Here is a 20193-nt window from a genome sequence, read left to right as displayed (position 1 = left end):
TCAGGCGGCGATGGCTTGCCGGGCGGCTTGCCCCGGCTCGATTCCTAGTGCGGCAAACGTTTGCGGATCGATGTCGATCCAACATGCGACCACCAGACGGCCGTCCACCTGCTTGGGCGGGCCTGCGCGGTGCGCGTGTATGCCGATCCGGCGGAACAGCCGCTCCATGCTCGCGAACGTCACGCCGATCAACTGCCGCGCGCCAAGCTGCGCCGCGCATTCGACGACGGCCGCGAGCATCGGGCGCACGGCCCATTCGGCATTGCCCGGCCCGCCTTCGTCATCGGTTGCCGCAAACCGGGACAACTCCCAGACGGCGGCCGATTGCGGCAGCGGCATGTCTTCGGCGATCAGGTCGGCGAACAGCGACTTCAGCAGATACGGGCGCGTCGTCGGCAGCAGGCGCGCACATCCGCACATGTCGCCGCCGGCGTTCCGCGCGAACACGTACACGGTATCGTCGCGATCGAACTGATCGCGCTCGAAGCTTTCGTTCGCCGACGGGAGTGCCCAGCCGAGCTGCTCGACGAACACACGGCGCCGATAGCGCCCAAGATCCGCCGCAAGTTCGTGTGGCAACCGCCCTTCCTCGTGAACGAAGGTCCGCATGGTGTCCTCGGATCTGTGCTTTTGTATGCATGCATTACATCGCGCAGCACGAGGGGGCTGTAACTGGTAACTCTTACAGGGTGACGCCGGAAAGATGCCGTTTAGGACGTGGTAACGGTTTCTTGATCAACGGGATTGAAAAGCGTGGCGCTTTTGCTTATAAAGAGCGCCAGCATCACGGAAATTGTCAGAGGAATAGACGCACAGCCAGTTGTCACTGGAGCGTCGGACCGGCATGATAGGCGTCGTTGTGCCCGAGCAGGGCCGACGCGACCGCGGCGGGCCAGTCGATGCACGCGAGCCGTGCGGCGAGCGCGGCGGCCGTGCGGAACATGCCGATGTCGGCGCCGGTGGCGTCGGTGACCATCACGTTGCTGCGGACGTCGCCGCCCGCGATCACGAACGTGCCGGTCGCGCGTTCGAGGTACCAGTCCCAGCCGATCGTCACGTAAGCGACGCCGGCACTGGCCGGGCGATGCCATTCGGTGTAGCCGGCGAGGCGTGCGTCGATGGCGCTGTCGCGCAATTCCTCGAGCAGCGATGCGTCGAGGCCGCTTGCGACATGGTCGAGCGCAAGCACGGCCAGTGCGCCTTCTTGCAGGCGTACGTAGCCGTCCGGGGACGGGCCGGGGACCGAGTGCAGCAAAGGTGAAGTCATGCGCGGAATGTATCAGCCTCGAACGGGTGCTGGCACCTGACAAGTATGACAGCGTGACGTTGTCGGAGAATGAATGGAACTGCGCTGGCAGGATGCCTATCAACAATTCAGCGCCGCGGAAGACGAGCAGCAGCTCTTCCAGCGGATCGCCGCCTATTCCAAACGGCTGGGATTCGAATACTGCTGTTACGGCATTCGCGTCCCGCTGCCTGTTTCGAAGCCGGCGGTCGCGATCTTCAATACCTATCCGGACGGCTGGATGGCGCACTACCAGGCGCAGAACTACATCGAGATCGACTCGACGGTTCGCGACGGCGCGCTCAGCACCAACATGATCGTCTGGCCGGACGTCGACCGGATCGAACCGTGCCCGCTTTGGCAGGACGCACGTGATTTCGGGTTGTCGGTGGGCGTCGCGCAGTCGAGCTGGGCGCCCCGCGGTGCGTTCGGCCTGCTGAGCATCGCCCGCCATGCCGACCCGCTGACGCCGGCCGAGATCAACATGCTGACGTTGCAGACCAACTGGCTCGCGAACCTGTCGCACTCGCTGATGAGCCGCTTCATGGTGCCGAAGCTGGCGCCGGCGGCGGGCGTCACGCTGACCGCGCGCGAGCGCGAGGTGCTGTGCTGGACGGCCGAGGGCAAGACCGCGTGCGAAATCGGCCAGATCCTCAGCATCTCGGAGCGGACGGTCAACTTCCACGTCAACAACATCCTCGAGAAGCTGGGCGCGACGAACAAGGTCCAGGCGGTCGTCAAGGCTATCTCGGCCGGCCTGATCGAGACGCCCTGACAGGGCGTGAAGGCGGCGGCGCGAGATGGTGCTGCCGCCAGGCCGCTCACTCCATCATCGGCTCCGCTTCCTTCGCGGTCCAGCTCACGCTGGAAATGCTCTTCTCCATGCTCATCCGGCTCGCGATCTGCTCGAGCTTCTGCTGATCCTTCGGATGCAGCTTCAGTGTCGCGGTCACCTTCAGCCGGTCCGGCTGGTCGGGCACGTCCTCGCTCGTGAGGCTCTGGAACGACAGCGGCTTCGCATACATCGAGTTCGACAGCAGCGTGCGGATATGCACTTCGTCGGAGGTCAGGCAGATCACGGTGATCTGGTATTCGCGCACGAGATCGGCATTCGATACCGGCGTCGCGTTGATCGCCTGGCTGACGCTGCGCAACAGCGTATTGGTGAGCAGCACGACGCCGGTGCCGGCGAGCGCCGGCACGTAATGACCGGAACCGGACAGCACGCCGACGGCGGCCGAGCACCACAGGGTCGCGGCGGTGTTGATGCCCTGGATCGAGCCCTTGTCGCGCATGATCACCCCGCCGCCGAGGAAGCCGACGCCCGACACGACGTAGGCGGCGATCTGCGTGACGCCCGCGACGCCGTTGCCGGTCAGCACGCCGAGCGTGACGAACAGGCACGCGCCGCTCGCGACGAGCGTGATCGTGCGCAGGCCGGCCGTGCGCTGGCGCATCTGGCGCTCGATGCCGATGGCGACGCCGCAGGCGAACGCGGTGAAAAGACGGAGTGCGAAATCGAAAGTCATGGTTGTCCTGCCGTGCAAGAAGCGCGTGCCGTTTCGCGTCGCGGCGGCGCAAGGCCGAAGGCGACACGAAGATAGCCGTCATCGCGCGGTACTGTATCGCGCGAATGCGTCATTCAGTGTGAAACGGGAGGCGTGCGGCTCGCGGAACGCGAGCCGGGCAGGAGAACTGCGTCGGACAGGCGTTCAGGCGGCAAGCGGCGCACGCAACGGAGTGCTGCAACTGTCCACGATGGTTCCTGAAGGAAGAATGGGCGGCATTCTAGTGGGCGGCGAGCGCATGCGTCAACCGCCTCGCGGCGGCCACGCTACTGCGCCGAGCCGATCGTCCCCGTCGCGAGCGCGAGCGCGGCGGCGGCCGACAGCGCCCCGGCATAGCTGTCGACCTCCGCGTTGCGGGCGGCGAGCAACTGGCTTTGCGCGATCGTCGCATCGGTGACCGAACCGACGCCGTTCCGGTACGCGGTCAGCGCCGCGTCGTAACTCGTCTGCGCGGCATCGACGAGCGCCTTCGCGGCATCGTGCGACGCAAGGCTCGTCTGTACCGCGTTCTGCGCGGCGACGACCTGGCGGACCGCTTCCTCCTTGGACCGCGTGAGGCGCGCGGAGGCGCTTTCCGCGTCGTTGCGTGCCTGCATCAGTACCGCCGAGCGCAGGCCGCCGTCGTACAGCGGAATCGTCACGCCGAGGAACACGCCGCCGCCGTAGCGGCTGCCGTTCAGGTTGACGGTCGGCGCCTGGTCGCCGATCGCGGGCAGCGCGGAGATGGACGTGCCGCCGCTCGCGTACGACGTCGACGCGGACAGGAAGATCTTCGGCATGAACGCGGCTTCCGCGGCCTTGATCTTCGCGCGATTGGCCTTTTCGAGCGCGAACGCACCCTGCAGGTCGGGGCGGCGCGCGATCGCATCCGACACGATCGCGTCGACCGACGAGCCGAGCGCGGGCGGCAGCGGCCGCTTCGGCAGCGCGGCGATCGTCGGCTTCGACAGCGGCGAGATGCCGAGCGCGGAGACGAGGGCAAGGTAGCCGTCGCTCTCCGTGCCATTCGCCTGAACGAGCGCGAGGTTGGCCTGTGCGCGGTTCTGCGTCGCCTGCGCGAGTTCGACGACCGTGCCGACGCCGTGCTTGAGTCGCGCCCGGGAGGCCGCGAGGATCGCGTCCGCGTTCGCGAGGCCCTGCTGGGCACTGAGCGAGCGCGCGCGTGCGGCTTCGTAGCGGTAGTACGCGACGGTCACGTCGTGGATCACCTGCTGGTGGACGGCCGTGAACGCGACATTCGACGCGATCGACGCCTGTTCGGCCGCTTCGACGCGCGCCGCGCGGCCACCGAAATCGAACAGCAGCCATTGCAGCGACAGCGCCGAGATGGTGCCGTGCACGGTGGAGTTGCTCGACGAGTCGCCGAGGAACGACGACGTCGAGCCGTGGTTTGCCTGGTACCCGCCCATGGCCGTCGCGGACAGCTTCGGCAGGTAGGCGGTCTTGGCGAGGCCGACCGCGAGCGCGGCGTTGCGCGCGTCGTTCCATGCGATACGGGTCAGCGGGTTCGCCGATTCGGCGAGATCGATCAGCTCGGGCAGCGTGTACGCGTGCGCGGCATCGAGCGCGGCCGGCGGCGAGACGGACGCGAGCGCCGGCGACGCGGGCAGCGTGTAGTCGTGCGAACCTTGCGCGGACGCGCGCGGCGGGCCCGGCACGATATCGCCTGCGGCCGACGTTTGCGGCTGCCACGGGCGGTCGGACGCCTCCGGCGCCAGATCGATCGACGACGTCGCGCAGCCGGCCAGCGCGACGGCGGTCGCGAGGGCGGCGGCGGCGATCGAGGCGGCCGGCGGTTCAGGTACGCGCATGGGGAACAGGCTCCTTCGGTGTGGCTTGACGGGCGGCATCGGCGATGTGTGCGAGCCGCGTGTCGATCAGGTTCAGCAGCGCGTCGCGTGCGGGATCGGTGGGGGCTGCGCGCGGCGGGGTGGCCGGCGGCGCGGAGGGTTCTCGATGGGGCGCGGTATCGTCGTCGCGCGGTTCGGTCACGCGGGCGAGCTGCGCGCCGATCGCCGCGTCACCGGGCTGGCGCTCGGCGAGCAGGAACAGCGGGCCTTCAAGCGCGCCGAGTTCCGCGAGCGCGCGGCGTCGGGTGGCGAGCCACGACGCGGCCGGCCGCACCCACGACGGTTCGTAGTGGACCAGCCCGAGCTCCTGCGTGATCGCGCCGTGACGGGCGAACGCCTCCGCTGCGAGCGCGCGCCGCTCGGCCGGCTGCGCGACCTGCACGAGGCGCCGCCACTGGTCGATCAGCGCGGCGAGCCCGGCGTCGATCTGCTTGCCGATGCTGACGGGCCAGATGCGCGTGAACACGAGATACACGACGACGTTGCCGAGCAGGATGCCGATCGTGCGATCGCGCGCGATCGTCAGGTCGAAGCCGGGGCCGGCGCCCTGGATCACGCACAGGAAAAACGCGAACGCGATCTGGAAGCCGGCATACGCGATGCGCGGCGAGCCGAATGCGACCCACGCGGCGAGCCACCCGCCGGCGAACACCAGCGCCATCAGATGTCCGACCGACGATAGCGACGGCACGACGAAGACCAGTGCCGCCGTGCCGAGCAGCGCGCCGACGATGCAGCCAAAGATCCGCAGCGTGAGCTTCTCGACCGTCTCGGCCGTCGAGCCGAGCGACACGATGTAGCAGGTGACGACGCAGGTATGGATGCCCGACCAGTCGAGTTGCGAATACAGCAGGTAGCAGAAGATCGCCGCGGCGGTCGTCTTCAGCGCGTAGCGGATGTGGTCGGGATTGGTGCGCGCGTCAGGCAGGAAGAAGCCGCCGCGCGGGGCGGCTGCGGGGGCGTCGGGGGCAGTTGCCGAAGCCGCCGAAGCCGCCGAAGCCGCCGAAGCCGCCGAAGCCGCCGAAGCCGCCGAAGCCGCCGAAGCCGCCGAAGCCGCCGAAGCCGCCGAAGCCGCCGAAGCCGTCGAAGCCGTCGAAGCCGTCGAAGCCGTCGAAGCCGTCGAAGCCGTCGAAGCCGTCGAAGCCGTCGAAGCCGTCGAAGCGACATCGGTCGTCGCGGCCGGTTCCGCGAAATGCGTGATCGCCGCGTGGAGATCCGTCGCAGCAACACGCGCGAGCGGCGGCAGCGTGTCGGTCGGCGGTAGCGCGAGCGTCACGTCGACCGGGTAGCCGCCCTGGTCGAGGATGTCGGCCATCTCGTCGAGCGTCGCGGCGATCGGGGTGGCGTATGCGTCGGGCAGCCGCGCGCCTGGTTCGCGATCGGCCAGCGCGACGCCGACGAGCAGCGCGGTGCTCGATGTCACGGCCTGCCGCAACGCCGCGAAGTCGGCGGCGGACGACGAGCCTTCGAGTTTCGACAGCTTGAGCCACGTGAGCAGCTGCTTGTCGCCTTCGTGCAGGCTGGCATTGAATGCGTCGCGCGCGGCATCGTCACCGCGCAGCCGCTGCGCGGCAAGCCGCAAGCGTTTCGCGAGTTGCGCGTGCGCGAGCTTGCGCGGCGACGGCGCGATCAGCAGGTTGACGACGATCGCGACACCGACCGGGATCGCGATCGTCAGCCAGATGTACAGCAGTGCGCGGGTCGCGGCTTCGCCGAACGGCGCGAGGCCGAGCTGGTCGAGCCCGAAGCCGACGATCATCGCGAGGATCGCGCCGACGGGGCGCAGCTTGCTGGCCGACGTCAGATAGAGGAGGCCGACCGACAGCACGGCCATGCACGCGACCCGCAGGATCGAATAGTCGATGCTGAAGATCGCGATGCCGAGCACGAGCCCGATCACGATCGTGACGATCACCAGCAGCGCGGCCGCGAGCACGACGCTCGTCACGCGGTCGGCCCGGATCATGAAGAACACGACGTACGCGGACAACGCGGCTTCGGGCGTGCCGTAGGCGGCCGTCACGAGCGCGGTCAGCGCGCAGATCAGCGCAACCCGGACGGCAATCGACGTGCGCCCCGGAAACGGCGCGAGCAGTCGCAGGACTTCGCGCGGGCCCGGCGAGCGAACCTCAGCGGCAGGCAGTGCCATGCCGGACCTCGACGATCGCGCTGGCGCCGACGCGCACGAGCTTGCCGTCGGGTTCGTCGAGCTTCACGCGTACGGGAAAGCGCTGCGCGACGTGCACCCAGTTCACCGAGTTCTGCACGATCGGCAGCGTGCGCGGCAGGTTGATGCGGGCGCTGTCGGCAATGCCTGCGCCGACGCCGACGACCTTGCCGGTCAGCGGGCGGCTGCGGTCGATCATCGAATAGACGGTCGCGCAGTCGCCGACCTCGATGCGGCTCAGCGACGTCTCGCGGAAGTTGCCGACGGCGAACCATTCGCTTGCGTCGATCAGCGTGAAGATCGACTGGTTCGGCGCAAGGGTTTCGCCGGCGAGCACGCTCAGGCCCGTGACGAGGCCGTCGTGCGGCGCGCGCACGACGGTGTCTTCGAGCGCATGCTGCGCGCGGGCCAGCGCGGCCTCGCGCGCATGCAGCGTCGCGATCGCGTCGGCCTCGTCGCCGATCGTTTGCGCGGACGCGCGCTGCTGTTCCTGTGCCTGCGCGAGCGACACGGCCGCGTCGCGCTGGCGGACCTTCGCCTGGTCGAACTGCTGCGCGCTGACGTAGCCCTGCGCGGCGAGCGGCGCGAGCCGGCTCACGTCGCGCGTGGCAAGGTCGCTGTTCTGGGTTGCGCGCTTGACCTGCTCGGCGGCCACGGCCGCGTTCGAGCGCTCGCCGATCAGCGAACGGCGGCGGGTGTCGAGCGATGCGCGCGCGAGTTCGAGGTCGGCCTGCGCCTGCGCAACCGTCAGCCGGTACGGCACGGGATCGATGACGTACAGCAGGTCGCCTTTCGCGACGCGCTGGTTTTCATGCACCGCGAGCTGCACGATGCGGCCGCCGACCGGCGACGCGACGTGCACGACGTCCGCGTCGATCGATGCGTCGTCGGTGGACGGGTAGGCCGTTGTGCGGTAGTACGCGTACACGAGTGCCGCGATGCCGAGCGCGACGATCGCCAGTGCGATCACGCGGCCTTTGACGGAGGGGCGGGCGATACCGGCGGCCTTCATGCGAACGGCCCCGTGCCGGTGAGCCACACGATCACCGCGACCACGAGCCCGATCGCGGTGCAGACGGCCAGCTGGTAGGGGACCGTGGCGGCCCAGCCGGTCGCGACGAATACGCGGTGCGCGACGATCGCGCCGACGACGCCGACGATCGCGCTGACGAGCCAAAGCGGGAAATACGCGCCGAACAGGACGTACGACGGAGCGCCGCGCGATGCGCAGCCCGCGAGCGGCAGGGCTGGCGCCAGGACGGCGGCGACGCGCAAGGGCGCGCGCGGCGTTGTTTTTCTCATGGTGTGACGAGCTCGACGGTGGGGGTGGATGCCGGGCGCGGCGCAATGTGGATCGTCGCGACCGGCCGGGCCGCGACGACGATTCCGGGATACGGAGCCGATAATAAATCAGCGCGATGCGGACCGCCAGCCACCCGCCCCGTGCACCGTGGGGGGGTATTACCGGTCGGGGGGGCGTGTCCGCACGTTCGGCACCGCGTTTCTGCAATGATGGTCGGACCGTCGCGATTCTGCCAGCGCAAGCTCACGTAGGGTTGCTAACGGACTGTAAAGGATCGTCAGACGAACGAAGGGCGGCCGATTTGTCCTGTCGACAGCGCGGAATCGGGGCGGAAACGGCCGATTGCCGTTCGAACGCAGAGGAATGTGGGTCGATCCGGCGGATCGGGAGCGATGTTGACGAGAGGGCCGACCGGATTGCGTATGAAGCGCGGCAGCGTGTCGCGATCGGTGACGCAGATCTGCGGCGGGCGTTCGGCCTGAGTTGTCTGCTCGTTTGCTCACCCGCGAGAGCGACGATGCGCAGTGCCGTCGGGCAAGACGCGGACGTTCGCATCGATCATCCGGCCGCCGTTCTCGAAGTGGCTGACCGGGATGGGCAAGCGCGGCGTGCGCGCTGCATGTCGGTAACGACGGGCTTCGGGAAAGCTTGAACGTCGCTCGCATCGGGCAGGCCGACGAAGCCATGGTCGAGCGGTGCGCCGAGCGGCGTCGAAGCCTGGCTGGCGACCGGTCGTCACAGCCGCGATCTGTGTACCATCGTACGTATGGCGCGACGCGCGGCACGGAGCCTCACGGCCTCGTGCGATGGCGGCGCGGAAGCGGTCAGGCGGTATCGCAACGAAGGTGAGTGTTCCATGCGAAGTTTCTTTGTCCGGTTCATTGCAATCGGCGTGCTGTTCCATCTGTACGTCGGGATTCGGATCATTCCCGATGCATTCACGTCGCCGGTCGCGCGCACGATCGCGGCGCTCGTGCTGGCGAGCTTCGTCGTGCTGATCCCGGTCGGCATGTTCTCGCGCCGCTTCGACGAGGGCTGGGCCGCGACGCTGGCCGGCTGGTCCGGCTCGCTCGTGATGGGCTTCTTCTCGTCGCTGCTCCTGCTGACGTTCCTCCGCGAATTCGTGCTGTTCGGCGTGCTCGGATGGCGGCATCTCGGGCACGACGGCGCGTGGCCCGGCGCGGCGACCGACACGGCGATCGGCGTGCTGGCCGGTGCGGTGTTCGTCACCGTGATCGGATTCGTCGGTGCGCGTCGTACGGCGGCGGTCAAGCGCGTGTCCATCCCGGTCGCGGGGCTGCCGGCCGGGCTCGACGGGCTGACGATCGTGCAACTGTCCGACATCCACGTCGGGCCGACGATCAAGCGGCCCTACGTCGAACGGATCGTGCGCGCGGTCAACGCGCTCGATGCCGACCTCGTCGTCGTGACGGGCGACGTGGTCGACGGCTCGGTCAAGCGCCTGCGTGACCACACGGCGCCGCTCGGCCGCATGCAGTCGCGGCATGGCAGCTTCCTGGTGACGGGCAACCACGAGTATTACGCGGGCGCGCATGCGTGGATCGACGAGTTCCGGCGCATCGGGCTGACGGTGCTGCTCAACGAGCACGTGCTCATTGAACATGACGGTGCGCACGCGGTGCTCGCGGGCGTCACCGATTTCACGGCGGGCGGGTTCGATCCCGCCCATCGCAGCGATCCCGTGCAGGCGCTGGCGGGTGCGCCGCGCGACGTCGGCACGAAGATCCTGCTCGCGCACCAGCCGCGCAGCGCGGAAGCGGCGAACCGGGCCGGCTTTACCGTGCAGTTGTCGGGACATACGCACGGCGGCCAGTTTCTGCCATGGCCGCCGTTCGTGCGGCTGCAGCAGCCGGTGATCGGCGGGCTGAGCCGCTTCGGCGATCTGTGGCTCTATACGAGCCGCGGCACCGGATACTGGGGGCCGCCGAACCGCTTCGGCGTGCCGTCCGAGATCACGCTGATCCGGCTGACGCGCGGCGGGTAGCGCGCGTTCCCTCGTCTGGAAAAGGCCGGCGCAAGCCCGACATCAACGGGCGCCGGCGCCGGCCATCGGCCGTCACTCGATGCGGCGATGTCGTCGAAATCGAAGCGCGGGCTGCGCGGGAACAGGCCGGCCGGATCGCCGTCGCTGAGATTCACGAGGACGTTGCTTTTGATCGCGATGCCCGCGAAGAACGCGGCATCGCCTTCGCGCCGTCGAAGCCGGACATCGGGCCCGTGTCGAGGCCGAGTGCGCGTGCGGCTACCTTTCATCCGCGAATGACAGCGCATGGCAGTGTGCGACGCCGTTGGCTAGTATGCAGGCATGCACCGTTCGCCCCGTTCTTCGCCCGTTTCTCCCGCCATGTCGACACCCGATCTCTTCGCTGACACGCCCGCACCCGACGTGGACTGGTACCCGGACTGGCTGGTGCCGTCCGATGCCGATCGCGCGCTGGCCGCGTTGATCGGCGAAGTCGCGTGGCAGCAGGACACGATCCGCACGCCGCGCGGACGCATTCCGTTGCCGCGGCTGACCGCATGGCAGGGCGAGCCGGATGCCGTTTACGTGTATTCGGGGATCCGCAACGTGCCGGCGCCGTGGACGCCGGCCGTGCTCGACCTGAAGCGCGCGGTCGAGGCGACGTGCGGTGCGCGCTTCAACAGCGTGCTGCTCAATCGCTACCGCAACGGGCAGGACAGCCTCGGCTGGCATGCGGACAACGAGCCTGAGCTTGGCGATGCGCCGGTGATCGCATCGGTGAGCCTCGGGGCGATGCGCGTGTTCGACCTTCGGCATCGCAAGACCGGTGTCACGCATGCGTATCGCCTCGGGCATGGCAGCCTGCTCGTGATGCGAGGCCGCACACAGGCTGAATGGCAGCATCGCGTGCCGAAGGCGCCGGGCGTGCAGGGCGAGCGCGTGAACCTGACGTTTCGGCGCGTGATGCCGGCGGGTATGGGCCGGTAACCACGCCCATCACCGACGTGCCTGGCTCGGCGGGCGATTCGCGCCCCGTTTTTGCGATTCATGGGTGATCGACGCAGGCAAGCCGTCGCATGTGCGGCACGTTGCCGCACGAGCGCTGAACCGTGCGCGCTGAAACGGCGCTGAGGCCCGTCCCATATGGGTTTCAGGAAAATTTGATCGACCACCCGGTTTCGATAGATGAGTGAAACCTCTGATGGTGCGTCGCAACAATCCTTGACTAGACTGTCGAATGGCAGAAACGCGTCGCATCCCGGCGCGATCCTTTCGACATGCCCCAAGCGTTGCCGATGCGGTGCGCAAGGGGGCAGGAGCAAAACGCGTGACCGTATTCGACCCTTCCTTCGAACCCTCGCTGCACGTCTTTGAACAAGACGGCGGATGGCAATGGGCGCTGACGGTGAAGCGGGCGACCGGCGTTGGCGTGAAAGTCGTTGCGTTCAGCCGTGAAGGCTTTCGCGGCGAAGCCGAGGCCTACGCCGCCGGCCAGCTTGCCCGCGCCGCGTATGACGCCGCCGTGACGGCCTGACGCCGTCGCGTCGATCCCGCCGCCCGAGGATCGTCTTCATCGCTTGCCGCCCGCCGCCGGGTGGCTTTCCCGATTGTTTTCCGTCGCCTGTCGCGCTTCGCGCGACCGTGCGTGCGGCGCGCTTGCGCGCCCGTTCGCCCATTCGCCCGAGCTCGCCGCGTCAAATGGTCCGTACCATTCGACACGTGTGTGCCATACGCCACGCTTAACGTCCCTGCACGGCGTCCGTCGCGCCGGCGATGCGGCTTCGCGCCGCGACTCGAACGCCGGACGCCGACCCATCGACAAGAATGCAGGTCATGTGCGACGACAGAACCGACTACAACCGCCATGCGCGCGGCGGATCGCGCACGGCACGGGCGCCGGAACGGGGATTCACGCTGATCGAGGTGCTGATCGCGCTGGCGATCGTCGCCGTGGCGCTGGGCGCCGTGATGCGCGCGATCGGCGCGCTCGCGTCGGATACCGACATGGCGCGCATGCGCCTGCTCGCGTTGTGGAGCGCCGACAACGCGCTCGGCGAGATCCGCATTGCATCGACCTGGCCGTCCGTCGGCAGCAACACGTTTGCCTGCCCGCAGGGGCGCTACCGGTTCGTGTGCCGCCAGTCGGTGGCCGCGCTGCCGAGCCCGCTCGTGCGTCGCGTGACGGTGAGCGTGTATTCGTCCGCGTCGAGCCGCACCGTGCTCGCCGAAGTCGTCACGGTGATCCAGAATGAAGCGCGCCACTGACCCGTGCGTGGCGGCGCGCGCCCGTGCCCGCGGCTTCACGCTGATCGAGATGCTGGTCGCGATCGCGCTGCTCGCCGTGATCGCGCTGCTGTCGTGGCGCGGCCTCGATGCGACGATCCGCGGCCGCGACGATATCGCGTCGAATCTGGCGCAAACGCGTCTGCTCGGCCGCTACTTCTCCCAACTGCAGTTCGACCTGACGAACCTCGTCACGCCCGACGAAGTGTTCGGGCCGCCGCTGCGCGTCCGTCCGGGCGAACTCGTGATGGTGCGCCATCTCGGCATCGGTGGCGGGCCGACGCAGATGCAGGTCGTGCGCTACCAGCTCAAGGGGCGCGAGCTCGTGCGCAGCGCGTCGCAGCCGCTCGCGTCGCTGGCCGAGGTCGACGACGCGCTGCATCACATGGATGCGTTCGCGCGCGTGGTGGTCAGCAATGATGCGCGCTCGATGCAGCTTTCCGTGTGGATCCCGCCCGGCGGATGGACGACGAGCCAGGCCGCCATCGAACAGTCCTATGCGCAGTTTCTCGCGCAGCATGGCATCAGCAACTTCACGTCGATCGGCGTGCCGGTGCCGCGCGGCGTGCGCTTCTCGGTCACGATGGGCGCACCGGCGGTCGAATACGTGCGGACGATTCCGATCGGCCAGTGACGGCGGTGTGCGCTGCCCCGGCACGGCGTGTGTTCCGTCCCCCGGACAAAATGGTCCGTAACTTTCGTCATACGTCTGTTATTGCCCGTCCGTTAGTCTCGTGACGAGCATGGCCGCCGCGACCGGTTCCATCGAACCGGATCAGCGGCGGCATCGGCAAACGGGAAGGGGGCGAACGTGACGGTCGAGCACCGGCATGATGCACACGCGGGCGCGTCGGGACTCGACGCGCGCGGACAACGGCAATCGGCGGCGATCCTGAGCCGCGCACAAAACTGGCACAGCGCCGGACGATTCGACGACGCAGCGCGCGAATATCTCGCGGTGCTCGAGAAGGAGCCGGACAATCCCCAGGCATTGCACCTGTACGGCATCCTGCAGTTCCAGCGCGGTGCGGTCGATGACGCCGAAGCGTTGCTGCGCCAGTCGATCGCGATCGCACCCGGCACGCGCGTGCTGTCGGATCTCGGCGCGATCGCCGGCGAGCGCGGCCGCATCGGCGAGGCGCTCGAGCATTTCGCGGCCGCGCTGCGAACCACGCCCGACGACGTGCAGACGCTCGTGCGCCGCGGCAACACGCTGCTCGGGCTGCGCCGCCATGACGACGCGCTGGCGTCGTTCGACCGCGCGCTCGCGGTGTCACCGCTGGTGCTCGATGCGCTGTGCAATCGCGGCAGCGCGCTGCGTGCGTTGCGTCGCTTCGACGAGGCGCTCGATACCTACGATCGCGCGCTGATGGTCGATCCGCGTTCGTTCGAATCGTGGTTCAACCGCGGCCTCGTGCTGCGCGAACTGCAGCGGCCGGCCGATGCGCTGCAGTGCTTCGAGCGCGCCAACGCGATCCGGCCCGGGATGGCCGCGATCATGGCCGAGCGCGGCCGCACGCTGATCGATCTCGATCGGCCGGGCGAGGCGCTCGACGCGTTCAACGAAGCGATCGCCGCCGATCCCGCGCGGATCGACGTGCTGTACAACAGCGCGGTCGCGCTCGAGCGGCTCGGCCGCGCGGACGAAGCGCTTGCCCGCTGCGAGCGCGTGCTGGGTTTCGATCCGGATCATGTCCGCGCCCATGCGAGCCGCGGCAACGCATTGCTGCAGCTCAAGCGCCACGATGACGCGCTGGCTGCCTATGCGCGTGCGCTGGCGCTCGATCCGCACTCGGCGGAGACGTTGTGCAATCGCGGCACCGCGTTGCGCTACCTGAAGCGTTACGAGGAAGCGCTGGCCAGCTACGACGCCGCGCTTGCGCGCGACGCGCGGTTCGCCGAAGCGTGGACCAACCGCAGCAGCGTGCTGCAGGACCTGCATCGCTACGACGAAGCGATGACGTCGCTCGACCGTGCGCTCGCGCTGCGTCCCGATCACGCGACGAACTGGCTCAACCGCGGCAACCTGCATTTCGAAACGGCGCGCACGGACGATGCGCTTGCCGCATACGATCGCGCGATCGCGCTGCAACCCGACTACGCCGAAGCGCATTTCGCACGTGCGTCGTTGTATCTGATCGAAGGCGATTTCGCGCGCGGCTGGCCCGAGTACGAATGGCGGCTGCGCGATGCGCAGCTTGCGCGGCACTACCGGCCGTTCATGCAGCCGGCGTGGCAGGGCGACACGCCGCTCGACGGCCGGACCGTGCTGATTCATGCGGAACAGGGGTTCGGCGACACGTTGCAGTTCTGCCGCTATGTGCCCCTGGTGGCTGAACGTGGCGCGCGGGTCGTGTTCGAGGTGCAGCCGCAGTTGCGCGCGCTGATGGCGTCGCTGTCCGGCGCGGCCCACGTGATCGCGCGCGGCGAACCGTTGCCGGCGTTCGACTGCCAGGCCCCGCTGTTGAGCCTGCCGCACGCGTTTCGCACGGAAGAAGCCACGATTCCGCAATCCGGCGCTTATCTGCATGCCGACCCGCAGCGCACGCGCCAGTGGGAAGCGCTGCTCGGCGAGCGGCGCCGGCCGCGGATCGGGATCGCATGGGCCGGCAATCCGGAGCATCGGAACGATCACAACCGGTCGATCGATTTCTCGCGGCTCGCGCCGCTGTTCGATCTCGATGTCGACTGGATCAGTCTGCAAAAGCCCGTGCGCGAACGCGACGCGGCGCTGCTCTCGGCTGCGCCGGTGCTGCGCGTCGACGACGAACTCGGCGACTTCGCGGACACGGCCGCGCTGATCGGCGCGCTGGATCTCGTGATTGCGGTCGATTCCGCCGTCGCGCATCTGGCGGGTGCGCTGGGCCACGCGGTCTGGGTGCTGCTGCCCGATCCGGCGGAGTGGCGCTGGATGCGCACGCGCGGCGACAGCCCGTGGTATCCGTCCGCGCGGCTGTTCCGGCAGGCGGCGCCGGGGGACTGGACGGGCGCGATCGACGCGGTGCGTGCCGCGATCGCGCCGATGACACGTTAGACACGACACGCGATACCAACAGCGACAAGTGGGGGCCACACGATGACACCGAACGGGGAAGGGACGACACTCGCGAGCGCGCCGGTCGCGCCGGATCGCCGTCCGCCCGATACCGCGCAACTCGAACGGCTGCTCTTGCGCGCGCGCAAGGCGCACCACGAGGGCGCGTTGCAGCATGCGGAACACGCGTATACCGAATTGCTGACACTCGATCCCGAGCATCCGGAGGCGCTGCACCTGCTCGGCGCGGTGCGCTTTCAGCAAGGGCGGCTCGGCGAGGCCGAGCCGCTGATGCGGCGCTCGATCGAGCGCCGGCCGGTGCCGCTCGCGCTCGCGAATTACGCGGCGGTGCTGACCGGGCTCGGGCGGGAGCACGACGCACTCGCGCGTCTCGACGAAGCACTCGCGATCAACCCGGTGCATCAGCGCGTGCTGTTTCAGCGCGCGGGCCTGCTCGGGCAGCTCGCCCGGTACGAAGACGCATGTACGGTCTACGATCGGCTGCTCGAGCTGACGCCCGGTTTTGCCGACGGCTATGTGAAGCGCAGCGACATGCTGCGCGCGCTCGGCCGTCATGACGAAGCGCTTGCCGATTGCGATCGGTCGATCGCGCTGGTCGGGCGTTCGTTCGATGCGATGCGCGGGCGCGGTCTCGCGCTGCGCGAACTCGGCCGTTTCCGCGAGGCAGTCGACAGCTATGGCTACGCGCTCGCGCAGACGCCCGGCAGCGCCGAAGTGCTGTTCCTGCGCGGTGTCGCGTATCTCGATCTGCACGATCCTGAGCGCGCGCTCGCGGATTTCAATGCGGCGATCGCGGCGAGCCCGACTTTCATCGATGCGATCTTCAACAGCTCGATCGCGCTCGAGCAGCTCGATCGGCACGACGAAGCGCTCATGCGCTGCGACCGCGTGCTCGCGATCGATCCGCGCCACGCGCGGGCACTGGCGAACCGCGGCAACGCGGCCAGCCACCTGGAACGCTATCGCGACGCGGCCGACAGTTATGCGCGTGCGCTCGACGTGGAACCGCGCAGCCCCGGCGTGCTGTGCAACTACGCGAGCGCACTGATGCGCATCGAACGCCACGACGATGCGCGCGACATGTGCGACCGTGCGCTCGCGCTCGATGCGGGCTACGTGCCCGCCTGGTTCACGCGCGGCCGGGTGCAGCTCGAGACGCACCGCTACGAGGCCGCGCTCGACGATTTCGCGCGCGTGATCGACGCGACGCCGCACGACAAGCTCGCGCATTTTCATAAAGCCAACGCCCTGCGTGCGCTGCGGCAGCACGACGCCGCGCGGCAGGCCTATGCGGACGCGATCGAGATCGATCCCGACTACGTGCTCGCACACTGCATGCGTGCGTTCCTGTGCCTGTCGATCGGTGATTTCGAAGCGGGGTGGGCGGAGTATGAATGGCGTTGGCGCGATACGCAGCTCGATGCGAGCCGGCGCACGTTCGCCCAGCCGCGCTGGACACACGGGATGCCGCTCGACGGCAAGACGATCCTGCTGTACCCGGAGCAGGGGCTCGGCGACACGCTGCAGTTCTGCCGCTATGTCCCGCTCGTGAAAGCGCTCGGCGCACGCGTCGTGCTCGAAGCGCCGGTCGAGCTGAAGGCGCTGTTCGCGACGCTCGACGGCGTCGATACGCTCGTCGCGCGTGGCGAGCCGCTGCCGCCGTTCGACCTGCATTGCCCGCTGCTGAGCCTGCCGCTCGAATTCCGCACGGACCTGGCGTCGATTCCCGCCGGCGTACCGTATCTCGCTGCCGACCCCGTGCGTGTCGCGCAGTGGCGCGAACGGCTCCGCGCGGCCACGCGGCCGCGGATCGGTCTCGTGTGGTCCGGCAATCCGCTGCACCTGAACGACCGCAACCGCTCGATGACGCTTGCGGATCTGCTGCCGCTGTTCGACGACCGTTACGAGTGGATCAGCCTGCAGAAGGTGGTCCGTGACGAGGATCGCCCGGTGCTGGACGCGAGCGCGATCCGCTTCGTCGGCGACGACCTCGCGGATTTCGCCGATACGGCGGCGCTGACTGCGCTGATGGACGGCATCGTCAGCGTCGATACGTCCGTCGCGCACCTCGCCGGCGCGCTCGGCCGACCGCTTGCGCTGATGATTCCGCATACGCCCGATTTCCGCTGGCTGCTCGAGCGGGACGACAGCCCGTGGTATCCATCCGCGCGGCTGTTCCGCCAGCCCGAGGGCGGGCAGTGGGCACCCGTCGTCGAGCGGATCGCGTCCGGGTTGCCGACGCTCGTCGGCGGCGCGCCATGAGTGCGCGCCGCGAGGGTGCACCGTTGACCGGCGGCGGACCCGGCGCAACGGCCGCGCCATTGCGCGCGGTGCTCGACGATGCGCTGCGCAATGCGCGCGCACGGCTCGAACTGCGCGATTTCGCCGGGGCGGGACGGCTCTACGAAGGCGTGCTGACGATGGCGCCCGACCATGTCGAGGCGCTGCATTTGCTCGGTCTCGTGTATCTGCAGCTGGGCGATCCTGCACGGGCGGAGCCGCTGATCGCGCGGTCGATGGGGTTCGGGCTGAGCCAGCCGTGGAATCTGGCGAACCATGCGGCCGCGCTGACGGGCGTCGGCCGCCATCGCGACGCGCTCGCGCTTGCCGATCGCGCACTCGCAGCCGATCCGGACCATGCGCCGTCGCATGCGGCGCGCGGCGATGCGCTGCTCGCGCTCGGGCAATACGACGCGGCGCTGACGGCCTACGATCGGGCACTCGTGCGGGAGCCGGCCCATGTCGCGGCGTGGCGCAAGCGTGGCGAGACGTTGCGCTGGCTTGAACGACCCGCGGACGCACTGATCAGCGTCGAGCGTGCGTTGCGGCTCGACCCGGGCGATGCGGCCGCGAACATCGAACGCGGGCATGCGTTGCGCGCACTCGGCCATCGCGAGCAGGCGTTGCACAGCTATCAACTCGCGATGGTCGTGCGTGGCAAGACGCCCGAACTCGTCTACGCGTGCGGCGTCGTGATGACCGAACTGGGCCGCCCGGCCGACGCGCTCGCGTGTCTCGACGAAGGGCTCGCACGACAGCCGAAAGACGAGCAGTTGCTGTACGCGAGTTGCGTCGCGCTGGATCTGCTGCACGCCCGCGACGAATTGCTGAAGCGCTGCGACCGGCTGCTCGCGCTGAATCGCGGCAATGTCGCGGCGTGGGTCGGGCGCGGCAATGCGCTGCTCGGGCTCGATCGTCATGCGGAAGCTGCCGAGGCCTACGCGCAAGCGCTGGCGCGCAATCCCGACGATATCGACGCGCGTCGCAACAGCGCGGCTGCGCTGCGTGCGCTCGGCCGGTTCGACGACGCGCTCGCCGATTACGACGCGGCGCTGGCACTGACGGGCCCGCATGCGGAACTGCATTACAACCGCGCGCTCGCGCTGCAGCAGCTCGGCCGCTACGACGACGCGCTCGCGAGCCATGCTGCCGCGGCGGCCGCGCCGGCGGACACCGCGCAGGCATTGTTCACGCGTGCGCTCGCGCGCCAGCATCTCGGCGACGACGACGCGGCGCTGGCCGATTACGCCGACGCACGCCGGCGCGACCCGAACCACGGCGCCGCGCGCCGTTCGGAGGCGTTCTGCCGGCTGTTAATGGGCGATTTCGACACGGGGTGGCGGCAGCACGAGGCGCGCTGGGATGCGGCCGACGTGATGCTGCACCGGCGTCATGCGGACCGGCCGCTGTGGACCGGTGACGAACCGCTCGCCGGGCGCACGCTGCTGCTGCATGCGGAGCAGGGTTACGGCGACACGCTGCAGTTCTGCCGTTACGCGAACCTCGTGCACGATGCCGGCGCGACCGTGATCGTCGAGGCGCCGACCGCGCTCGGTGAATTGCTCGGCACGCTGCGCGGCGTGAGTCGGGTCGTCACGGAGGGCCAACCGCTACCGGCGTTCGACCTGCAGTGCCCGCTGATGAGCCTGCCGTATGCATTCCGTACGACGCTCGATTCGGTGCCGGCCGACGTGCCGTACCTGCGCGCCGATGCGTCGCGGCGAGACGCGTGGGCACAACGTCTCGATGCGATTTCGCCGTCCGGCCGGTTGCGAGTCGGGCTCGTGTGGTCGGGCAACCCGCGCCACGCGAACGACGAAAACCGTTCAATACCGTTTGCCGCGCTCTTGCCGCTCATTTCAGTGCGCGACGCGACGTTCGTGAGCCTGCAACCGCAGATACGCGCACGCGACGCCGACGCGTTTGCCGCGAGCGGCGTGCTGTCGTTCGCGGACACGCTCACGGATTTCGCCGAAACCGCTGCGCTGGTCGACACGCTGGATCTCGTGATCAGCGTCGACACGTCGGTTGCGCACCTGGCCGGCGCGCTCGGGCGACCCGTCTGGATGCTGCTGCCGCGCGTACCGGATTGGCGCTGGTTGCTCGAGCGCGACGATTGTCCGTGGTATCCGTCCGCGCGGCTGTTCCGGCAAGCGCGACCCGGAGACTGGCCGGCCGTGATCGGCCGGGTGGCCGACGCACTTGGCACGGTGCGCCGCCCGCCCGCCGTGGCGGCGTGACCGGCCTTCCATGACAAAAGCTACGGACCTTTTCGCGGCGGCCGGAATGGTCCGTAACAGTCGCCATGTCGCTGCCATCCGCGCTTCGTATGGTCTTCGGATTCCAGCGGCCTGCTTCAGGCGCAACGACATGTACGGTGCCGGACCGGCGCCGCACGCAAATTCCTAGCATCGGGGT

At 68.8% G+C, this 20193-nt stretch carries 16 protein-coding genes and 1 pseudogene; 9 read left to right on the top strand and 8 right to left on the bottom strand.

Translation table 11 applies throughout. The features are described 5' to 3' along the window. Complete coding sequence (locus tag CFB50_RS28255) at window positions 1-609, bottom strand: acyl-homoserine-lactone synthase (protein WP_027789397.1); 609 nt, start codon at window positions 607-609, stop codon at window positions 1-3. A 214-nt stretch (window positions 610-823) separates the two neighbouring features. Continuing rightward, window positions 824-1267 carry a DUF4902 domain-containing protein gene (locus tag CFB50_RS28250; RefSeq protein WP_089447998.1) on the bottom strand — a complete coding sequence of 148 codons (444 nt, stop codon included), beginning with the start codon at window positions 1265-1267 and terminating at the stop codon, window positions 824-826. Between the two features lie 73 nt (window positions 1268-1340). On the opposite strand from CFB50_RS28250, the gene CFB50_RS28245 reads away from it, so the two are divergent. After that, a complete protein-coding gene (locus tag CFB50_RS28245; RefSeq protein WP_069251936.1) occupies window positions 1341-2060 on the top strand; it encodes an autoinducer binding domain-containing protein in 720 nt (239 codons plus the stop codon). Window positions 2061-2106: 46 nt separating this feature from the next. Here the strand turns inward: CFB50_RS28245 and CFB50_RS28240 are convergent, their stop codons facing one another. The 5 genes from CFB50_RS28240 to CFB50_RS28215 all read right to left on the bottom strand — a co-directional run bounded on the left by CFB50_RS28240 (window position 2107) and on the right by CFB50_RS28215 (window position 8172). Continuing rightward, window positions 2107-2814, bottom strand: a complete 708-nt coding sequence (locus CFB50_RS28240; protein ID WP_089447997.1) for an MgtC/SapB family protein — start codon at window positions 2812-2814, stop codon at window positions 2107-2109. A 305-nt stretch (window positions 2815-3119) separates the two neighbouring features. Beyond that, window positions 3120-4664 (bottom strand): TolC family protein, encoded by a 1545-nt coding sequence (locus CFB50_RS28230; RefSeq protein ID WP_089447996.1) that lies wholly within the window; start codon window positions 4662-4664, stop codon window positions 3120-3122. Continuing rightward, a complete protein-coding gene (locus CFB50_RS28225) occupies window positions 4651-6852 on the bottom strand; it encodes an FUSC family protein (protein WP_089447995.1) in 2202 nt (733 codons plus the stop codon). The genes CFB50_RS28230 and CFB50_RS28225 overlap by 14 nt, the downstream gene beginning before the upstream one ends. After that, complete coding sequence (gene mdtN / locus CFB50_RS28220; protein ID WP_089447994.1) at window positions 6833-7882, bottom strand: multidrug transporter subunit MdtN; 1050 nt, start codon at window positions 7880-7882, stop codon at window positions 6833-6835. Before mdtN ends, CFB50_RS28225 begins: the two co-directional genes overlap by 20 nt. Continuing rightward, the gene (locus tag CFB50_RS28215; RefSeq protein ID WP_011547413.1) at window positions 7879-8172 is read right to left on the bottom strand and encodes a hypothetical protein; all 294 of its coding nucleotides are present in this window, start codon (window positions 8170-8172) and stop codon (window positions 7879-7881) included. The genes mdtN and CFB50_RS28215 overlap by 4 nt, the downstream gene beginning before the upstream one ends. A gap of 857 nt (window positions 8173-9029) precedes the next feature. Here CFB50_RS28215 and CFB50_RS28210 point away from each other — a divergent pair. After that, window positions 9030-10178 (top strand): metallophosphoesterase, encoded by a 1149-nt coding sequence (locus CFB50_RS28210; protein ID WP_089447993.1) that lies wholly within the window; start codon window positions 9030-9032, stop codon window positions 10176-10178. A gap of 83 nt (window positions 10179-10261) precedes the next feature. On the opposite strand, the pseudogene CFB50_RS28205 reads toward CFB50_RS28210, so the two are convergent. Further along, window positions 10262-10440 (bottom strand): annotated as a pseudogene (locus tag CFB50_RS28205) (malonic semialdehyde reductase); the annotation flags it as partial. Window positions 10441-10538: 98 nt separating this feature from the next. Here CFB50_RS28205 and CFB50_RS28200 point away from each other — a divergent pair. The 7 genes from CFB50_RS28200 to CFB50_RS28170 all read left to right on the top strand — a co-directional run bounded on the left by CFB50_RS28200 (window position 10539) and on the right by CFB50_RS28170 (window position 20015). After that, on the top strand, window positions 10539-11144 hold the full coding sequence (locus CFB50_RS28200; protein WP_089447992.1) for an alpha-ketoglutarate-dependent dioxygenase AlkB family protein: 606 nt from the start codon (window positions 10539-10541) through the stop codon (window positions 11142-11144). Window positions 11145-11484: 340 nt separating this feature from the next. Then, window positions 11485-11691, top strand: a complete 207-nt coding sequence (locus CFB50_RS28195; RefSeq protein ID WP_069252981.1) for a hypothetical protein — start codon at window positions 11485-11487, stop codon at window positions 11689-11691. A 299-nt stretch (window positions 11692-11990) separates the two neighbouring features. Then, entirely contained in the window at window positions 11991-12422 is a 432-nt protein-coding gene (gspI, locus tag CFB50_RS28190) for a type II secretion system minor pseudopilin GspI (RefSeq protein WP_179254237.1), read from the top strand. Next, the gene (locus CFB50_RS28185; protein ID WP_089447990.1) at window positions 12406-13074 is read left to right on the top strand and encodes a PulJ/GspJ family protein; all 669 of its coding nucleotides are present in this window, start codon (window positions 12406-12408) and stop codon (window positions 13072-13074) included. Before gspI ends, CFB50_RS28185 begins: the two co-directional genes overlap by 17 nt. Before the next feature lie 177 nt (window positions 13075-13251). Next, a complete protein-coding gene (locus CFB50_RS28180; protein WP_089447989.1) occupies window positions 13252-15474 on the top strand; it encodes a tetratricopeptide repeat protein in 2223 nt (740 codons plus the stop codon). A gap of 42 nt (window positions 15475-15516) precedes the next feature. Further along, a complete protein-coding gene (locus CFB50_RS28175) occupies window positions 15517-17757 on the top strand; it encodes a tetratricopeptide repeat protein (RefSeq protein ID WP_089447988.1) in 2241 nt (746 codons plus the stop codon). Next, complete coding sequence (locus tag CFB50_RS28170; RefSeq protein WP_089447987.1) at window positions 17754-20015, top strand: tetratricopeptide repeat protein; 2262 nt, start codon at window positions 17754-17756, stop codon at window positions 20013-20015. The genes CFB50_RS28175 and CFB50_RS28170 overlap by 4 nt, the downstream gene beginning before the upstream one ends. The last annotated feature ends 178 nt before the right edge of the window (window positions 20016-20193 follow it).

The sequence above is a fragment of the Burkholderia sp. AU33423 genome (assembly GCF_002223135.1).
GTDB lineage: Bacteria > Pseudomonadota > Gammaproteobacteria > Burkholderiales > Burkholderiaceae > Burkholderia > Burkholderia lata_D.
This window is presented reverse-complemented; position numbering and strand designations above follow the sequence as displayed.

Excerpts from the sequence above, each read along its gene's own strand:
- CFB50_RS28255 (WP_027789397.1), bottom strand. The coding sequence starts at position 609 with ATGCGGACCTTCGTTCACGAGGAAGGGCGGTTGCCACACGAACTTGCG.
- CFB50_RS28250 (WP_089447998.1), bottom strand. The coding sequence starts at position 1,267 with ATGACTTCACCTTTGCTGCACTCGGTCCCCGGCCCGTCCCCGGACGGC.
- CFB50_RS28245 (WP_069251936.1), top strand. The coding sequence starts at position 1,341 with ATGGAACTGCGCTGGCAGGATGCCTATCAACAATTCAGCGCCGCGGAA.
- CFB50_RS28240 (WP_089447997.1), bottom strand. The coding sequence starts at position 2,814 with ATGACTTTCGATTTCGCACTCCGTCTTTTCACCGCGTTCGCCTGCGGC.
- CFB50_RS28230 (WP_089447996.1), bottom strand. The coding sequence starts at position 4,664 with ATGCGCGTACCTGAACCGCCGGCCGCCTCGATCGCCGCCGCCGCCCTC.
- CFB50_RS28225 (WP_089447995.1), bottom strand. The coding sequence starts at position 6,852 with ATGGCACTGCCTGCCGCTGAGGTTCGCTCGCCGGGCCCGCGCGAAGTC.
- mdtN (WP_089447994.1), bottom strand. The coding sequence starts at position 7,882 with ATGAAGGCCGCCGGTATCGCCCGCCCCTCCGTCAAAGGCCGCGTGATC.
- CFB50_RS28215 (WP_011547413.1), bottom strand. The coding sequence starts at position 8,172 with ATGAGAAAAACAACGCCGCGCGCGCCCTTGCGCGTCGCCGCCGTCCTG.
- CFB50_RS28210 (WP_089447993.1), top strand. The coding sequence starts at position 9,030 with ATGCGAAGTTTCTTTGTCCGGTTCATTGCAATCGGCGTGCTGTTCCAT.
- CFB50_RS28200 (WP_089447992.1), top strand. The coding sequence starts at position 10,539 with ATGTCGACACCCGATCTCTTCGCTGACACGCCCGCACCCGACGTGGAC.
- gspI (WP_179254237.1), top strand. The coding sequence starts at position 11,991 with ATGTGCGACGACAGAACCGACTACAACCGCCATGCGCGCGGCGGATCG.
- CFB50_RS28185 (WP_089447990.1), top strand. The coding sequence starts at position 12,406 with ATGAAGCGCGCCACTGACCCGTGCGTGGCGGCGCGCGCCCGTGCCCGC.
- CFB50_RS28175 (WP_089447988.1), top strand. The coding sequence starts at position 15,517 with ATGACACCGAACGGGGAAGGGACGACACTCGCGAGCGCGCCGGTCGCG.
- CFB50_RS28170 (WP_089447987.1), top strand. The coding sequence starts at position 17,754 with ATGAGTGCGCGCCGCGAGGGTGCACCGTTGACCGGCGGCGGACCCGGC.